This is a genomic window from Salinarimonas rosea DSM 21201 (genome assembly GCF_000429045.1).
In the GTDB taxonomy this organism is placed as follows: domain Bacteria; phylum Pseudomonadota; class Alphaproteobacteria; order Rhizobiales; family Beijerinckiaceae; genus Salinarimonas; species Salinarimonas rosea.
In genome coordinates this window covers 41,865-57,200 of the sequence record NZ_AUBC01000011.1, presented here as the reverse complement: position 1 = coordinate 57,200, position 15,336 = coordinate 41,865, and the positions used below count along the sequence as shown (strand labels likewise).

General features: G+C 72.7%; 14 protein-coding genes. 9 read left to right on the top strand and 5 right to left on the bottom strand.

The features are described 5' to 3' along the window. Positions 1-48 precede the first annotated feature (48 nt). Positions 49-1,662: a long-chain-fatty-acid--CoA ligase gene (locus G407_RS0109210; RefSeq protein WP_029030575.1), complete on the bottom strand. Its 1,614-nt coding sequence runs from the start codon at positions 1,660-1,662 to the stop codon at positions 49-51. Positions 1,663-1,980: 318 nt separating this feature from the next. Continuing rightward, positions 1,981-2,199, bottom strand: a complete 219-nt coding sequence (locus G407_RS0109205) for a heavy-metal-associated domain-containing protein (protein WP_029030574.1) — start codon at positions 2,197-2,199, stop codon at positions 1,981-1,983. A 239-nt stretch (positions 2,200-2,438) separates the two neighbouring features. On the opposite strand from G407_RS0109205, the gene G407_RS0109200 reads away from it, so the two are divergent. Beyond that, positions 2,439-4,151 carry an EAL domain-containing protein gene (locus G407_RS0109200; RefSeq protein WP_052341150.1) on the top strand — a complete coding sequence of 571 codons (1,713 nt, stop codon included), beginning with the start codon at positions 2,439-2,441 and terminating at the stop codon, positions 4,149-4,151. A 48-nt stretch (positions 4,152-4,199) separates the two neighbouring features. Here the strand turns inward: G407_RS0109200 and G407_RS0109195 are convergent, their stop codons facing one another. Next, positions 4,200-5,240, bottom strand: a complete 1,041-nt coding sequence (locus tag G407_RS0109195; protein ID WP_029030572.1) for an NAD(P)/FAD-dependent oxidoreductase — start codon at positions 5,238-5,240, stop codon at positions 4,200-4,202. A 151-nt stretch (positions 5,241-5,391) separates the two neighbouring features. Here G407_RS0109195 and G407_RS0109190 point away from each other — a divergent pair, with 151 nt between their 5' ends. Beyond that, positions 5,392-5,934 carry an RBBP9/YdeN family alpha/beta hydrolase gene (locus G407_RS0109190; protein WP_029030571.1) on the top strand — a complete coding sequence of 181 codons (543 nt, stop codon included), beginning with the start codon at positions 5,392-5,394 and terminating at the stop codon, positions 5,932-5,934. Positions 5,935-6,027: 93 nt separating this feature from the next. Continuing rightward, positions 6,028-6,684, top strand: coding sequence for an aspartate/glutamate racemase family protein (locus G407_RS0109185; protein WP_029030570.1), 657 nt, complete (start codon positions 6,028-6,030; stop codon positions 6,682-6,684). Between the two features lie 34 nt (positions 6,685-6,718). Here the strand turns inward: G407_RS0109185 and G407_RS0109180 are convergent, their stop codons facing one another. Continuing rightward, positions 6,719-7,537 carry a universal stress protein gene (locus G407_RS0109180; RefSeq protein WP_029030569.1) on the bottom strand — a complete coding sequence of 273 codons (819 nt, stop codon included), beginning with the start codon at positions 7,535-7,537 and terminating at the stop codon, positions 6,719-6,721. A gap of 241 nt (positions 7,538-7,778) precedes the next feature. Here G407_RS0109180 and G407_RS0109175 point away from each other — a divergent pair, with 241 nt between their 5' ends. Next, a complete protein-coding gene (locus G407_RS0109175; RefSeq protein ID WP_029030568.1) occupies positions 7,779-8,588 on the top strand; it encodes a hypothetical protein in 810 nt (269 codons plus the stop codon). Here the strand turns inward: G407_RS0109175 and G407_RS26725 are convergent. Beyond that, positions 8,494-9,504 (bottom strand): alpha/beta fold hydrolase, encoded by a 1,011-nt coding sequence (locus G407_RS26725; protein WP_084327418.1) that lies wholly within the window; start codon positions 9,502-9,504, stop codon positions 8,494-8,496. The two genes, G407_RS0109175 and G407_RS26725, sit on opposite strands and share 95 nt — an antisense overlap. A 282-nt stretch (positions 9,505-9,786) precedes the next feature. Here G407_RS26725 and G407_RS0109165 point away from each other — a divergent pair, with 282 nt between their 5' ends. From G407_RS0109165 to G407_RS0109145, 5 genes are read left to right on the top strand one after another with little or no spacing between them, the layout of a single operon-like run. Continuing rightward, positions 9,787-12,657, top strand: coding sequence for a monovalent cation/H+ antiporter subunit A (locus G407_RS0109165; protein ID WP_029030567.1), 2,871 nt, complete (start codon positions 9,787-9,789; stop codon positions 12,655-12,657). 1 nt (position 12,658) lies between these two features. Beyond that, a complete protein-coding gene (locus tag G407_RS0109160) occupies positions 12,659-13,012 on the top strand; it encodes a Na+/H+ antiporter subunit C (protein ID WP_029030566.1) in 354 nt (117 codons plus the stop codon). Beyond that, a complete protein-coding gene (locus G407_RS0109155) occupies positions 13,009-14,580 on the top strand; it encodes a monovalent cation/H+ antiporter subunit D (RefSeq protein WP_342418133.1) in 1,572 nt (523 codons plus the stop codon). The genes G407_RS0109160 and G407_RS0109155 overlap by 4 nt, the downstream gene beginning before the upstream one ends. Beyond that, complete coding sequence (locus G407_RS0109150; RefSeq protein ID WP_029030564.1) at positions 14,580-15,068, top strand: Na+/H+ antiporter subunit E; 489 nt, start codon at positions 14,580-14,582, stop codon at positions 15,066-15,068. Before G407_RS0109155 ends, G407_RS0109150 begins: the two co-directional genes overlap by 1 nt. Further along, positions 15,065-15,334, top strand: coding sequence for a K+/H+ antiporter subunit F (locus G407_RS0109145; RefSeq protein WP_029030563.1), 270 nt, complete (start codon positions 15,065-15,067; stop codon positions 15,332-15,334). The genes G407_RS0109150 and G407_RS0109145 overlap by 4 nt, the downstream gene beginning before the upstream one ends. Positions 15,335-15,336 lie beyond the last annotated feature (2 nt).

Here is a 15,336-nt window from a genome sequence, read left to right as displayed (position 1 = left end):
TATATGGCGGCTGCGGCACGTAAATCACCCCTTCCGTCTCGCACGCCCTCATCCGTCCCCGGCGAAGCTCCGGCGCAGCGCCGTCTTCTGGATCTTGCCTGTCGCCGTGTGCGGGATCTCCTCGACGAAAACGACGCGATCCGGCAATTGCCACTTGGCGAGGCGCGTCGCCAGATGCGCGAGGATGCCCGCCGCGTCCGGCTCGACGCCGGCCTTGGGCACGACGACGAGGAGCGGGCGCTCGCCCCACTTCTCGTCCGGTACGCCGATGGCGGCGGCCTCCGCCACGTGGGGATGGCCGACGGCGAGGTTCTCGAGCTCGATCGAGGAGATCCACTCGCCGCCGGACTTGATCACGTCCTTCGATCGGTCGACGACCTGCATGTTGCCGTAGCGGTCGATGGTGGCGACGTCGCCGGTGTCGAAGAAGCCGTCGCGGTCGAGGATCGGCTCCCCGCGGTGGAAGTAGGCTTTCGCGACCGCCGGCCCGCGCACCTTCAGCCGGCCGAAGGCCTGCCCGTCCCAGGGCAGGGCGCGGCCCTCGTCGTCCTCGATCTTCATCTCGATGCCGAAGAAGGCGTGCCCGGCGCGCTCCTTCACGTCGAGCCAGGCCTCCGCGTCGAGGTCGCCGTAGTCGGGCTTGAGCGAGCAGACCGAGCCGAGCGGGCTCATCTCGGTCATGCCCCAGGCGTGCATCACCTCGACGCCGAAGCGGTCCCGGAACGCCTGCGTCACCGCCCGCGGGCAGGCGGAGCCGCCGATCACCACGCGATCGAGGTGCGGCAGCGTCGTGCCGGTGGCGTCGAGATGCTGGAGCAGCGAGAACCAGATGGTGGGCACCGCGGCGCTCACCGTCACCTTCTCCGAGACGAGCAGCTCGGCGAGCGAGGCGCCGTCGAGCTTCGGGCCTGGCATGACGAGCGTCGCGCCCGCCATCGGCGCCGAGAAGCCGAAGGACCAGCCGTTGGCGTGGAACAGCGGCACGACCGGCATCGCCACGTCCCGCGACGAGAGCCCGAGCGCGTCGCGCTGGTTGGCGGTCATGGCGTGGAGCACGTTCGAGCGGTGCGAGTAGAGCACGCCCTTGGGCTCGCCCGTGGTGCCCGACGTGTAGCACAGGCCCGCCGCCGCATTCTCCTCCAGCGCCGCCCAGGCGAAGTCGTCGTCGGCCTCGGCGAGGTAGTCCTCGTAGGCGACGGCGTTGCGCAGGCTGGTCTCGGGCATGTGCGCGGCGTCGGTGAGGACGACGAAGCGCGCGATGGCGGGCAGGCGCTCCTGCAGGCGCTCCATCAGCGGCACGAAGGTGAGGTCGAGGAAGAGCAGCCGGTCCTCCGCGTGGCCGGCGATGTAGACGATCTGGTCCTCGAACAGCCGCGGGTTGAGCGTGTGGTAGACCGCGCCGATGCCGGTGATGCCGTACCACGTCTCGAGGTGTAGCGCCGTGTTCCAGGCCATCGTCCCGACCCGGTCGCCGGCGCGGATGCCGTCGCGCGCGAGCCGCTTGGCGAGCCTCAGCGCCCGCGTGCGGATCTCGGCATAGGTCGTGCGCACGATCGGTCCCTCGACGGAGCGGGAGACGACGGCGCGCCCGCCGTGCTGGACGGCGGCGTGATCGATCACCTTGTGGATGAGCAGGGGCCAGTCCTGCATGAGGCCGTGCATCGGCGTTCTCCCTCGGGCGCGCCCTGTGGCCGGGCGTTCGGGGGAGAGGTTACCGCGTCTTCGCGCGGGAGCAATCCAAGCTATGGCGGCCGAGCGCAGCGCGGGGGCCATCGACCCGCATCGCCGCCCTCCCCACCCTCCGGCCTTCGGCCTCCGTCCTCCCCTGCGGGGAGGAGGCGGTCGGAGCGTGGCATCGACGTGCGCGCGATCCTCCGGCCCCGGATCCTCCCCGGGGGGGAGGAGTCCGCGCGGCACGCGCGGACGGTGGGGCCGTCCGACTTGGGAGCGATCCGGCCGGGTCGGGCCCCGCCCCCCTGCTCACATCGTCATCGCCCGCGCCGGATAGCCGCCCTTGTCCAGCGCGTCGGCGATCTCCAGCGTGTCGGCGCAGGTGAGGATACGGGCGCGGGCGTGGTCGAGGTCGACCGCCACGTCCGCCTGCGGGTCGAGGCGGTGGACGATGCGTCGCACCGCGTTCACGCAGCCGTCGCAGGTCATGCCGTCGATGGTCATCAGGAGTTCGTGCCGCTCGTCCATCCTCGCCTCCGCGTCTCGTCGAATCGGGTCCCCGATCTCAACGCTCGGGGCCGGCCCGACGTTCGGCAGGAGCCGGCGGCGGCGCCGCTCCGGGCACGAAAAGGTTTGAATGCGCCCCGCTTCTCCGGTTTTCTCGTGGACGGTGCGCGCCCGCCGCTTGCCGCCGGCGGCGCGTGGGGCGAGATAGGGATTCCGAGCGGGACGTGCCCGTGTGCGCGCGGGCGGGGGACGAGGCGAGAGTGGAACGGCGACGGGGACGTGCCAACGAGCGACGCCGAGCGCCCGGTGCGGCGCTCGCGGCCGGCATCGCCGCTCTCGGTGCGGCGCTGCTCGCGCTCGCCGCCGCCATCGCGCTGGGCGCGAACCTCGCCATGGCGACCGCGCTGACGCTCGGCGCCGGCGGCCTGGCGCTCGCCGGCGGAGCGCTTCTCCTGGCGCGAAGAGCGCGGGCCGCGGCCGAGAAGGCCTCCTCGGATCTCGATTTCCTGGCACGGCGCCTGCTGCGGGTCGAATCACGGCTCGCAGAGGCGGAGCGGCGCGGGGCCGCGGACAAGGGCGGAGACAGGGCGGCGGACGAGGAACTGCGCGGCGCCGTCGCCGAGGTGTCCGGCGAGATGGCACTGATCAGCGGCCTGCTGCGCGATCTCGCGGGGACCGTCGCGGCCCACGACCGCGCCCTCGCCGAAATGGCGGAGGCGCAGGACGCGCGCCGGGCCTGGGAGAACGCGCCCGCGCCGCACGACCGCACGCCGCACGAACACCTCGGGACGGCACCCGCCTGGGACGAGGCCGCGCCGCCGCGCCCGCGCTTCGCCCCGGTGGTCGAGCCCGAGCCGGAGCCCGAGCCCGCGGCATGGCGGGAGCCCGCCCCGCCGTCGCCCTCGGCCCCGCCCTTCGTGCCGCGCCCCTTCTCGCAGCCCGTGCCCCAGGCCGCCGCGGAGCCGCTCTTCGAGGAGGAGCCGCCGAAGCCCGCCCCCGATCCGCGCGCGGAGGCGATCCTGCGGGCGCTGCGCGAGGACCGGATGGAGATCCATCTCCAGCCGGTCGTCACCCTGCCGCAGCGCAAGACGCGCTTCTACGAGGCGCTGGCGCGGCTGCGCCTCGACGACGACACGCTCGTGCTGCCGGGCGAGTTCCTGCCCGCGATCGCGGCGGCCGGCCTTACGGCCGAGCTCGACGGCAAGGTCGCGGCGCGCGCGGCGGCGATCGCGCGGCACCTCGTCAACCGCGGCTCCGACGCCTTCGTCACCCTCGATCTCGCCCACGAGTCGCTCGTCGCACCCGGCTTCCTGCGGGCGCTCGGACGCATTCTCGAGGCCTATCCGGACGTGGCGGGGCGCCTCGCCTTCGAGATCGCCCAGCGCTCCTGGCGCATGCTCGACGCGGAGGTCGCGGGTGCGCTCGAGACGCTGCGGGCGAAGGGTGCGCTGTTCGTGCTCGACCGGGCGAGCGACCTGCGCATCGACGCCTTCGGCCTCGCCGACCGGGGCGTGCGCTTCGTGAAGCTTCCGGCGGCGCGGCTCCTCGCCCATGCCGGCGGCGGCATCGACGGCCGCGCCGGGCCGGACGCGTTCGGGCTCGACGTCGCGGTGAGCGACCTCTCCGCCGTCATGGCCCGCGCCGGCATCAAGCTCGTCGCCGAGGCGGTCGAGCGCGAGGAGGACGTGCCGGACCTGATCGACCTCGACGTGCCGCTCGCGCAGGGGTCGGTGTTCGGCGCGCCCCGCGCGGTGCGCTCGGACCTGATCGGGGGCCCGCCTCCGGGTCGCGGCGGCGGGGGCGAGCCGCCCCCGCGCAGGGCCCCGCCGGGCGGCGAGCCCGCCGCGACGGCGCAGCCCCGGGGCGGTGCGCAGCCCGGCGGCGGATCGCAGGGGACGAAGGCGCGCCGCGACGAGCCGCCACCGCCGGAGCCGAAGCGCCCCTACCGCACGACCCTGCGCCGCGCGGGGTGAGGCTCGCGGGTGAGGCTCGAGAGCGAGTCTCCGGAGTGGGTCTCGGCCTCAGGCGGCGACGCCGAGCTTCTTCTGCAGGCTCGACGAGGAGGTCGTGTACTGGAAGGTCAGCCGCTTGTCCGGGTAGACGTAGCGGTGGATGCGCTGGGCCGCGAGCGCGCCCTCGTGGAAGCCCGACAGGATGAGCTTGAGCTTGCCGGGATAGGTGTTGATGTCGCCGATGGCGAAGATGCCCGGCGTCGAGGTCTCGAACTTCTCGGTGTCGACCGGGACGAGCTGCTCCTCGAGATTGAGTCCCCAGTCGGCGATCGGCCCGAGCTTCATGGTCAGCCCGAAGAAGGGCAGCAGCACGTCGCAGGGGATCTCGAAGGTCGAGCCGTCGTCGCGCTTGGCGACGACCGCCTCGAGCCGCGGGGGCGTGCCCTCGAGCCCGGCGATCTGGCCGAGATGCATGTCCATCTCGCCGGCGGCGACGAGCGCGCGCATCTTGTTGACGGTGTCGGGCGCGGCGCGGAAGGCGTCGCGGCGGTGCATCAGGGTGAGGCGCTCGGCGACAGGCTGGAGGTTCACCGTCCAGTCGAGCGCCGAATCGCCGCCACCGACGACGAGGATGCGCTTGCCGCGGAAGGCCTCGATCCTGCGCACCGCATAGAACACGCCGGTGCCCTCGTAGGCCCCGATGTTCTCCACCGGCGGCTTCTTGGGAAGGAACGAGCCGCCGCCCGCGGCGATGACGATCGCCTTGCACTCGAAGGTCGTGCCGACGTCCGTGGTCAGCCGGAAGCGCGGCGCCTCCGGCGTGCCGAGCGTCTCGACGCCCGCCACCATCTCGCCGAGGTGGAAGGTCGGCCCGAAGGGCTCGATCTGCTTCGTCAGGTTGTCGATCAGGCCCTGACCCGTCACGGTGGGGAAGCCCGGAATGTCGTAGATCGGCTTCTCCGGGTAGAGCTCGGCGCATTGGCCGCCGATCTTGGGCAGGATGTCGACGAGGTGGGCCTCGATGTCGAGCAGCCCCAGCTCGAAGACCGCGAAGAGGCCCACGGGCCCCGCCCCCACGATCACGACGTCCGTCTCGATGGTCTCGCTCATGCTCTCGTTCCGGTTGATCTTCACGCCGATTGGCCGCGCGGCCCGTTCGTCCTACATCTAGGCGATCGATCCGCCGAGGTCACGATCACGCGCCCGCGCCGAAGCCGGACGCGTCGTCGCGCGCCCGGTGGTTCGCACCACAGGATAGCACATGCGTACCGAAGATTGCGACATCCTCATCGTCCCCGGTCTCGACGGCTCGGGCCCGGACCATTGGCAGACGCGTTGGGCGAACAAGCTCAAGACGGCCCGGATCGTCGAGCAGGACTGGTCGGCGCCGGATCTGGACGGCTGGGCGGCGCGGCTCGCCGACGCGGTCGCGCAGGCGAGCCGCCCGGTCGTGCTCGTCGCGCATTCCTTCGGCACGCACGTCGTCGCCGCGGCGGCGGCCGACGTCGGCGAGCGCGTGGCGGGCGCCTACCTCGTCGCGCCTCCGGACCTCGAGGACGAGCCGCGCATGCCCGAAGGCTTGCGGGCGATGTCCGTGCCCGCGCACCCCCTGCCCTTCGCGAGCGTGCTGATCGCGAGCCGCACCGATCCCTATTGCAGCTTCGCGCGCGCCGAGGCGATCGCGGCGGCCTGGGGCGCGCAGCTGACGGATGCGGGCGAGTCGGGCCACATCGACACCGCGTCCGGCCACGGCCCCTGGCCGGAGGGCCTGATGCGCTTCGCGGGCTTCCTCAAGCGGCTGTGAGCGGCGCACATCTGCCAAGCCGCGCCTCGGCATCGGCGGGCGTGGACAAGGGGCGCGGACGCGTGCCGAGATGATCGCGAAAGGACACTCCCGATGACCACGGACGCCCGCATTCTCGTCGTCAACCCCAACAGCAACGAGGCCGTCACCGAGGGCCTCGCCGAGGCGCTCGCGGGCTACGCGCTGCCCGGCGGGCCGCGGATCGACTGCGTGACGCTCGCCGAGGGCCCCTTCAACATCGAGACGCAGGCGGACATCGAGAGCGTGGTCCTGCCGCTCGCGCGCCTCGTCGCCCGCGAGAAGCCGGCCGCGACGGTGATCGCCTGCTTCTCCGACCCCGGCGTCCAGGTCTGCCGGGAGGCGACGCGCGCGCCGGTGATCGGCATGCGCGAGGCCGGCATCCTCGCCGCGCTGGCGCGGGCGGACCGCTTCGGCATCGTCGCGGTGCAGACCCGCTCGATCCGCCGCCATCTGCGCGCCGTGCGCGAGATCGGCGTGTCCGAACGCCTCGCCGGCGACCGGGCGCTCGAGATCACGGTCGCGCAGGCGGCCTCGGACGCGGGCGCCTTCGCCCGCCTCGTCGAGGTCGGGCGCACGCTGCGCGACGTCGACGGGGCGGAGGCGCTGGTGCTCGGCTGCGCCGGCATGGCGCGCCACCGCGCCCCGCTCGAGGCGGAGCTCGGCGTGCCGGTGATCGACCCCGTGCAGGCCGCGGTCGGCATGGCGCTCGGGGCGGTGCTCGCGCGCTGAGCCGCGCGCGAGGCCGCCCCGCCCCCGCCCTGCCTCAGTGCATCATCACCACGGGCAGCGTCATCGTCTGCAGGATGTGGCGTGTCGCGCCACCCAGCACGAACTCGCGCAGGCGGGAGTGCCCGTAGCCGCCCATCACGAGGTAGTCCGCCCCGATATCGGCCGCGTGCGAGAGGAGCGTGTCCGCGACGTCCCCCACGTCGGCGATGCGCCGGCCCCGGGCGCGCACGCCGTGCGCCTCGAGATGGCGCGCGAAGGCCTCCGGGTCGGCGCTGCGCGGGCGCCGCGCGTCCTCGATCGACACCACCTCGACCGCGCGAGTGCGGGCGAGGAACGGCATCGCCGCGCCGATGGCGCGCGCCGCCGTGGAGCTCTCGTCCCAGGCGACGAGAGCGGTGTCGGCGCCGAGCCCGGCCGTCTGGACGTAGGGCACGAACAGGATCGGCCGGCCGGCGCCGAAGAGCAGCGCCTCGGCGAGCGCGGCCTCGCCCTCGCGCCCCTCGGACGGGGGCTGCTCGGCGACGACGAGGTCGCTGTAGCGCGCGCGGCGCTGGAGCTCGTGCGCGCAGGCGTCGAACGTGCCCGAGATCACCTCCGTGCGCGGGTCGATTCCCTTCTCGCGCAGGAGCCCGGCGATCTCCTCCACCCGCGCGCGGGCCTCCCCGCGGGCGGCCTCGCGGGCGCCGTCGAGGATCTCGACCGGCATCTCCGGCAGGACGAAGGTCGGCGCGACCATGTCGAAGGCCGGGCAGGCGATCCGCACACCCGCGCCGAAGGCGTGGGCGACGGACGCGGCGAACGGGCCGACCGCGGCGGCGCGCGGGGTCGGGACGACGAGGATGTCCTTGATCATGCGAGATCCCTCCGATGCGCCGCCCGGCGGAGGGGACCCGCGGGACGGGCGGCGCGCTCCAGGGACCCTGCAGCGCGCCGCCGTGGGGCGCATTGACATCGCGCAAGGGGGTCGCGCCTCGTGGGCGCGGCGCGAGCGACGGCGTGAGGGCGGCTCGCGCCTCGCTTTCGTCACTCTCCCCCGGCAAGAGGGAGCGACACGGACGGATCGGCGCGCCAGCCGCGCCAAGGAGAGTGCCTCGATGACGCGCACGTCTCGCCTCGCGCTCGCGACGAGCGCCTTCGCCGGTGCGGCGACGGCGCTCGCGGCCCTCTTGTGGCTCGCCCCCGCCGGGAGCGACCCCGCGCCGCGGCCCGCCGCGGACCCCGAGATCACCGGCTCCGTCGTGCGCCCCTCGCCCGCGGAGGAAGACGCCGCCGAGATCGCCACCGCGCCCGCCGAGGCGCAGGCCGAGATCGTCGCCGAGCCCCGGCCGGACGCGGCTCCCGCCGGCCCCGCACCCTTCGTCGCCACCCGCGACGCCGACGGACTGCGTCTCGCGGGCGCGGTGCCGGACGAGGCGGAGCGCGCGGCGATCCTGATCGCGGCGCGCGCCCGCTTCGTCGCCGAGCCGGTCTTCGCCGAGCTCGTCGTCGATCCCGCGGCGGAGCCCGCGCCGCCGGAGGTCGCCGCAGTGGCGCTCTCCGCGCTCGCCCGCCTCGCCGAGGGCGAGGCCCGGCTGTCGGGGAACGTGCTGGCGATCGACGGGCGCGCCCTCTGGGCCCAGGCGCGCCAGCGCATCGAGGACGACCTGCGCGTGCGCCTGCCCGAGAGCTGGCGCGCCGAGCTCGCCGTCGAGACGCCGCAGCCCACGCCCGAGCCGATGATCGCCCCGATCCCGGCGCGCGCGGACCCGGCGCCGGAGCCGGCTGCGGACGAGACCCGGCAGCAGGCGGCGGCCCGGGCGGGCGATCCCGCTAGCGCACCCGCGGCATATGCGGTTCTTCCGCCGTCGGCGCGGGAGGGTGAGCTCGCCGCTCTCGCCCGTCACCCGCTTCCACCCCGGCGATGAACCGCGCGACCCGCTCCGCGAGCGCCCCGCGCAGGAGCGGCGCGTGCCCCTCCCCCGGCACCTCCTCCACCTCGAGCCTCGGATGACGCCGGCCCATCTCGCCGAGCGTCTCGGCCGACAGGAGATCGGAGTGCGCGCCGCGGATCGCGAGCAGGGGCACGTGCGCGAGACCCTCGAACAGCGGCCACAGCGGCGGCGGGGACTGCTCGAGGTCGAGCTGCTCGAGGGTCTTCGTCAGTGCGGGATCGTAGGCGAGCGCGAGCGTGCCGTCGGCGCGCTCGGTCCAGGTGCCGCGCGCGAGAGCGAGCCAGCCCTCGGCGTCGAGACCGGGGAACTGGGCGCCCTGGAGACGCTTCAGGGCGTCGACCGCCTCCGCCCAGGACTTCGGCGTCGGCAGCTTGCCGACGTAGCCGCGGATGCGAATCAGGCCCTTGGCGTCGATCACCGGGCCGATGTCGTTCATGACCGCCGCGCGCAGGATCGCCGGCCGGGTCGCGGCGAGCGCCATCACGATCAGCCCGCCCCGCGAGGTGCCGACGAAGGCCGCCTCCGGCACGTCGAGCGCGGCGAGGACGGCGAGGACGTCCTGCATCTCCACCGCGATGTCGTAGTTGCGCCAGTCGCGATCATGCTCGGAAAGCCCGCGGCCGCGATAGTCGAGCGCGATCACCCGTCGCGGCGCCTCGGGGTCGCGCGACAGGCGCAGCCCCAGCGCGTGGAAGTCCTCCGCGTGGCGGGCGAGACCCGGCAGGCAGACGACGGGGAGCGCGCGGTCGGGCGCCTCGCCGTAGACCCGCGCGTGCAGCCTCAGCCCGTCCCCGGCGCGCACGAACGACGACCGGAACTCGGCGGCGGTCGCCGCCCCGGCCCGATCGTGCCTCGCGGCACCCTCTCGACCCTCCTCGACGGCATTCATGGCGCGGAAACCCTCCTCGGCTAGGCTCCCGGCAGACTTCGGCGGCGGGGCCGCCCCCCGTCAAGGCCGAAGCGTTCGGGTGGGGGCTCCTGGAACGGTGGACGAGGATCGATCGCCCGTCGGGCTCGCGTGGAAAACGCTTGCGCGCCAAGGGGCCAGACCGTATTGCGGGGGCGCTCGCGCGGGCGTGCCGTCGATCGCGCGCGCCTGTCCGCGCGGGCCCTCGAGAGCCACAGCCCGAGCGAGCGAGACGCCCGCCAACAGAGGTCGCCCGACGCGCACATGAGCATCGCCCTCATCGTCTTCCTGCCGCTGCTGGGCGCGCTCCTAGCGCCCCTGGCGATCCGGTACGGGCGCAACGCCTGTGCGGCGACCGCGGGCGCCGCGTCGCTCGCCGCCTTCGCGCTGCTGATGTCGCACCTGCCGGGCGTCTATGCGGGCGAGGTGGTGCGCCAGGAGGCCGCGTGGATCCCGCAGCTCGGGCTCTCCTTCGCCTTCTTCGTCGACGGCCTGGGCTTCTTCTTCGCGACGCTGATTCTCGGCATCGGCCTCTTGATCATCGTCTACGCGCGCTACTACCTCGCGCGGCAGGACCCGATGGGGCGCTTCTACGCCTATCTGCTGCTCTTCCAGAGCGCCATGCTCGGCATCGCGCTCTCCGACAACGCGCTGATCTTCCTCGTCTTCTGGGAGATGACGAGCCTCTCGTCCTTCCTGTTGATCGGCTACTGGCGCCACCTCCCCGAAGGCCGCCAGGGCGCCCGCATGGCGCTCGCGGTCACCGGCGGCGGCGGGCTCGCGCTGATCGCGGGCATGCTGCTGCTCGGCGAGGCGGCGGGCACCTACGCCATCTCCGAGATCATCCAGCGCGGGGAGATCATCCAGGCCTCGCCGCTATACGTGCCGGCGCTGCTCCTGATTCTCGTCGGCGCCTTCACCAAGTCGGCGCAGTTCCCGTTCCATTTCTGGCTGCCGCACGCCATGGCGGCGCCGACGCCGGTCTCGGCCTACCTGCACTCCGCCACGATGGTGAAGGCGGGCGTGTTCCTGCTCGCACGCTTCTGGCCGGCGCTGGCGGGGACCGACATCTGGTTCCTGATCGTGACGCCGGTCGGGCTCGTCACCATGGTGATCGGGGCCTTCATCGCGATCTTCAAGCACGACCTGAAGGCGCTGCTCGCCTACTCGACGGTCAGCAATCTCGGCATGATGACGATGCTGCTCGGTTTCGGCACGCCGCTCGGCGTCGTCATCGCCATGTTCCAGGTCCTCAACCACGCGACCTTCAAGGCGGCGCTCTTCATGAGCGCCGGCATCGTCGACCACGAGGCCGGCACCCGCGACATCCGCAAGCTCGGCGGGCTGATCCGGCTCATGCCGATCGCGAGCGTTCTGGCGCTGATCGCGGCCGCGTCGATGGCGGGCCTGCCCCTCCTCAACGGCTTCCTGTCGAAGGAGATGATGCTGGAGGCCGCCGTCCACACCGAGATCGCCGGCATCCCCTACCTCGTGCCGACGCTCGCGACCCTGGGCGCGTTGTTCTCGGTGGCCTATTCGCTGCGCCTCGCCTGGTTCGGCTATCTCGGCCCGACCCGCGAGAGCTACCCCCACCACCCGCACGACCCGCCGGCGGGCATGTGGGGACCGGTCGCGCTGCTCGTCGGGCTCGTCGTCGCCATCGGCCTCGTCCCGCCGATCGCCGGCCCCGTCCTGGCGCGCACGTCGATGGCCGTGCTGCAGACGGACACGCTGCCCTACTACTCGCTCGCCATCTGGCACGGCGTGACTCCGGCCCTGTTCATGTCGATCACGGCGATCGTCGTCGGCGCCACCATGGTCGCGCTCTACCGCTCGCTCTCGACGGCGCACGCCGCCCTCCCCCACCCGGAGGCGAAGGCGATGTTCGACCGCACCATCGCCGCCATCGTGGCGCTCGCGCGCGGCGTCACCGGGCGGACCCAGACGGGCTCGCTCCAGCTCTACGCGGGGATCATCGTCGCGGCGATCGTCGCGGTCGGCCTCGTCGCCTTCCTCCAGGGCGGCCACGCGCCGGGCGCGCGGGAGATGCTGCCCGTCAACACGCCGGCCATCGTCGCCTGGGCCGTGCTGATCGCCGTCTCCGGCGTCGTCGTGTTCGCCCACGTCAGCCGCCTGATCACGCTCGTGCTGACGAGCGTCGTCGGGCTGATCGTCTCGGTGGCGTTCCTGCAGTTCTCCGCGCCGGACCTGGCGCTGACGCAGATCTCGGTGGAGGTCGTCACCACGATCCTCCTGCTGCTCGCCCTCAACCTCCTGCCCCGGCGCAGCGAGCCCGAGCGCAGCGCGGCGGCGCGCTGGGGCTCCGGCGCGATCGCGGTCGTGGCCGGGCTCGGCGTCGCCTACCTGGCATACGCCGTGATGACGCGCGACGTCTCCTCGATCTCGGAGTACCACGTCGCGCTCTCCAAGCCCGGGGGCGGCGGCACCAACATCGTCAACGTGATTCTCGTCGACTTCCGCGGCTTCGACACGTTCGGCGAGATCATCGTGCTCGGCATCGCCGCGCTCGCCATCTTCGCCATGCTCGATTCGGCGCTGCGCGGCGCCTCCGCCCGCCGGCTCGCGGAGATGCTGCCGTCGCGCCGGTCGGGCGACGCACACCCGATGCCGCTCGTCGTCGCCACCCGCGTGATCCTGCCGCTGGCGATCACGGTCGGCGTGTTCATCTTCCTGAGGGGCCACAACCAGCCCGGCGGCGGCTTCATCGCCGGCCTCGTGGTCGCCATCGCGCTGATCATGCAGTACATCGCCTCGGGCTACGACTGGGCCGCCGCGCGCGCGCGCTACAACCCGCACGCCATGATCGGCGCGGGCGTGCTGATCGCGGGGGCGACCGGGCTCGGCTCGTTCTTCTTCGGCGCGCCGTTCCTGACCTCCTCCTACGACTACTTCCACATTCCCCTGGTCGGCGAGGTGGAGCTGGCGACCGCAATCGCATTCGATCTGGGCGTGTTCCTGACGGTCGTGGGCGTGGTGCTGCTGGCGCTCTTCCAGATCTCGCGGGTCGAGCACAAGGCGGACCGCACGCCGGTCCCCGCCGGCCCCTACGAGCCCCCCTACGACCGCCAGGCGGCGCCGCGCGTCGTCGAGCCCGCACGCGACAAGGAGGCGTGAGATGGAGCTTCTCCTCGCGAGCGGCATCGGCGTCCTGACGGCGGCGGGGATCTACCTCGTCTGCCGGGCGCAGACCTTCCCCGTCATCATCGGGCTCGCCTTCCTCACCTACGCGGTCAACGTCTTCCTGTTCGCCATGGGGCGGCTCGCGATCGACGCGCCGCCGATCTACGACGCCGCCGTGAAGACCTACACCGACCCGCTGCCGCAGGCGCTGGTACTGACCGCGATCGTCATCTCGTTCGGCATGACGGCGCTGATCGTGGTGCTGGCGCTCCGCGGCTTCCTCGAGAGCGGCGACGACGGTGTGCAGGCGAACGAGGGCGGCGAGAGCGAGGGCGGGCGCACGTCATGAACCCGATGGACCACCTGATCATCGCGCCGATCCTGCTGCCGGCCTTCGTCGCGGCCTTCATCGTGCTCGCGCTGCGCGAGAACCTGCGGGCGCAGCGGATCGTCTCCTTCGTCGCGACCGCCGGGCTCCTCGCCGTCGGCGTCTACCTGTACGCGCTCGCCGCGGACGGGCAGACCCGGCCCTACCTGCTGGGCAACTGGCCGGCGCCGTTCGGCATCATCCTGGTGATCGACCGGCTCTCGGCGCTGATGGTGCTGCTGACGGGCTTCCTCGCGCTCGTCGTCGTGACCTACGCCTCCGGTGGCTGGGACGAGAAGGGCAAGCACTTCCACGCCCTCTTCCAGTTCCAGCTGATGGGCATCATGGGCGCCTTCCTCACGGGGGACGCCTTCAACCTGTTCGTGTTCTTCGAGGTGATGCTGATCGCCTCCTACGGGCTGATGCTGCACGGCGGCGGCCCGGCTCGCCTCAAGGCGGGCTTCCACTACGTGGCGATCAACCTGATCGGCTCGACGCTGTTCCTGTTCGCCGTGGGCCTGATCTACGCCACCACCGGCACGCTCAACATGGCCGACATCGCGCGGCGCGCGAGCGAGGTGGCGGCGGGCGACGTCGCGCTCCTGCGGGTGGGCGCGCTGCTCCTGTTCCTCGTGTTCGCGCTGAAGTCCTCGCTCGCGCCGCTGCACTGGTGGCTGCCGACGACCTACGGCGCGGCCTCGACGCCGGCGGTGGCGATCTTCGCCATCATGACCAAGGTCGGCGCCTACTCGATCATCCGCATGAACGCGATGGTGTTCGGCGGCGAGGCCGGGCCCGTGGCTTTCGTCGCGGAGCCCTGGATCATCCCCGCCGCCCTCGCGACGCTCGTGATCGGGGCGCTCGGCGTGCTCGCGACGCGCCGGCTCGTCGACCTCGTCGCCTTCTCGGTCGTGTGGTCGATGGGCTCGCTGCTGATCGCGCTCGGCCTGTTCGACGTCGAGGGGCTCACCGCGGCGCTCTACTACGCCGTCCACTCGACGGTGGCGGCCGCCGTGCTCTTCCTCATCGCCGACATGGTGACCCGCCGGCGCGGCGTGTCCGGCGACGCGCTGCGCACCGCCCCGCCGATCGCGAACGACGCGCTCGTCTCGGGCCTGTTCTTCGTCGCGGCGATCGCCATGGCCGGCCTGCCGCCGTTCTCGGGCTTCATCGGCAAGCTCCTCATCCTGGACGCGGCCCGCGCCTCCGCCTGGGGCCCCTGGATCTGGACGCTCGTCCTCGTCACCTCCCTCGTCGTGGTGATCGGCTTCGCGCGTGCGGGCTCCACCGTGTTCTGGAAGGCGCAGGCCGTCGGCGGCGGGCTCGTCGCCGCCGCCCCGCCGCCGGAGCGCGAGTACGACACGCCCCGGGCAGAGACGCCGATGATGCGCGTGTGCGTCTACGCGCTCCTGGCCGCGGTGGCGCTCCTCGTCGTCTTCGCCGGGCCGGTGACCGAGGTGCTGGAGGCGACCGCACGGCAGATCCTCGATCCCGCGGGCTACGTCGATGCCGTCTTCGACCCGGCCGTCGTTCCGGAATGGAGCCGCTGATGTCGCGCATCCTGCCCCATCCCGTCCTGACGCTCGTGATCACGGGCATCTGGCTGCTTCTCGTGAACGCCTTCTCGCTCGGCGCGCTGCTGCTCGGGCTCGTCATCGGCGTGCTCGTGCCGCTGTTCACCGGCCCCTACTGGCCCGGACGTCCGCACATCCGCCACCCGTTAAAGATCCTCGCCTACATGGGGATCGTCGTGTGGGACATCGTCGTCTCGAACGTGCAGGTCGCCTATCTCGTGCTCTTCCGCCGCGGCGAGAGCCTGCGCTCGCGCTTCGTCACGGTGCCGCTCGAGCTGCGGACGCCCGAGGCGATCAGCGTGCTCGCGGGCACGATCACGATGACGCCGGGCACGGTCTCGGCCGACCTGTCCGCCTGCGGACGCTCGCTGCTCGTGCACTGCCTCGAGACCGACGATCCGGAGGGGACGGTGGCGCAGATCAAGCAGCGCTACGAGCGGCGCCTGAAGGAGATCTTCGAATGATCGAGACCGCCGCCCTCGTCTGCATCGCCGCCATCGCCGTCGCGATCGGCCTCAACGTCTACCGCCTGGCGATGGGGCCGGACATCCTCGACCGGGTGCTGGCGCTCGACACGATGGTGATCAACGCCATCGCGCTCATCGTGATGATCGGGATCTGGTACGCGACCGACGTCTACTTCGAGGCGGCGCTGCTCGTCGCCATGGTCGGCTTCCTGTCGACGGTGGCGTTCTGCAAGTTCGTCCTGCGCGGCAACGTGATCGAGTGAGG

Coding starts and splice junctions, on each gene's coding strand:
- G407_RS0109210 (WP_029030575.1), bottom strand. CDS start 1,662: ATGCACGGCCTCATGCAGGACTGGCCCCTGCTCATCCACAAGGTGATC.
- G407_RS0109205 (WP_029030574.1), bottom strand. CDS start 2,199: ATGGACGAGCGGCACGAACTCCTGATGACCATCGACGGCATGACCTGC.
- G407_RS0109195 (WP_029030572.1), bottom strand. CDS start 5,240: ATGAGCGAGACCATCGAGACGGACGTCGTGATCGTGGGGGCGGGGCCC.
- G407_RS0109190 (WP_029030571.1), top strand. CDS start 5,392: ATGCGTACCGAAGATTGCGACATCCTCATCGTCCCCGGTCTCGACGGC.
- G407_RS0109185 (WP_029030570.1), top strand. CDS start 6,028: ATGACCACGGACGCCCGCATTCTCGTCGTCAACCCCAACAGCAACGAG.
- G407_RS0109180 (WP_029030569.1), bottom strand. CDS start 7,537: ATGATCAAGGACATCCTCGTCGTCCCGACCCCGCGCGCCGCCGCGGTC.
- G407_RS0109175 (WP_029030568.1), top strand. CDS start 7,779: ATGACGCGCACGTCTCGCCTCGCGCTCGCGACGAGCGCCTTCGCCGGT.
- G407_RS26725 (WP_084327418.1), bottom strand. CDS start 9,504: ATGAATGCCGTCGAGGAGGGTCGAGAGGGTGCCGCGAGGCACGATCGG.
- G407_RS0109165 (WP_029030567.1), top strand. CDS start 9,787: ATGAGCATCGCCCTCATCGTCTTCCTGCCGCTGCTGGGCGCGCTCCTA.
- G407_RS0109160 (WP_029030566.1), top strand. CDS start 12,659: ATGGAGCTTCTCCTCGCGAGCGGCATCGGCGTCCTGACGGCGGCGGGG.
- G407_RS0109155 (WP_342418133.1), top strand. CDS start 13,009: ATGAACCCGATGGACCACCTGATCATCGCGCCGATCCTGCTGCCGGCC.
- G407_RS0109150 (WP_029030564.1), top strand. CDS start 14,580: ATGTCGCGCATCCTGCCCCATCCCGTCCTGACGCTCGTGATCACGGGC.
- G407_RS0109145 (WP_029030563.1), top strand. CDS start 15,065: ATGATCGAGACCGCCGCCCTCGTCTGCATCGCCGCCATCGCCGTCGCG.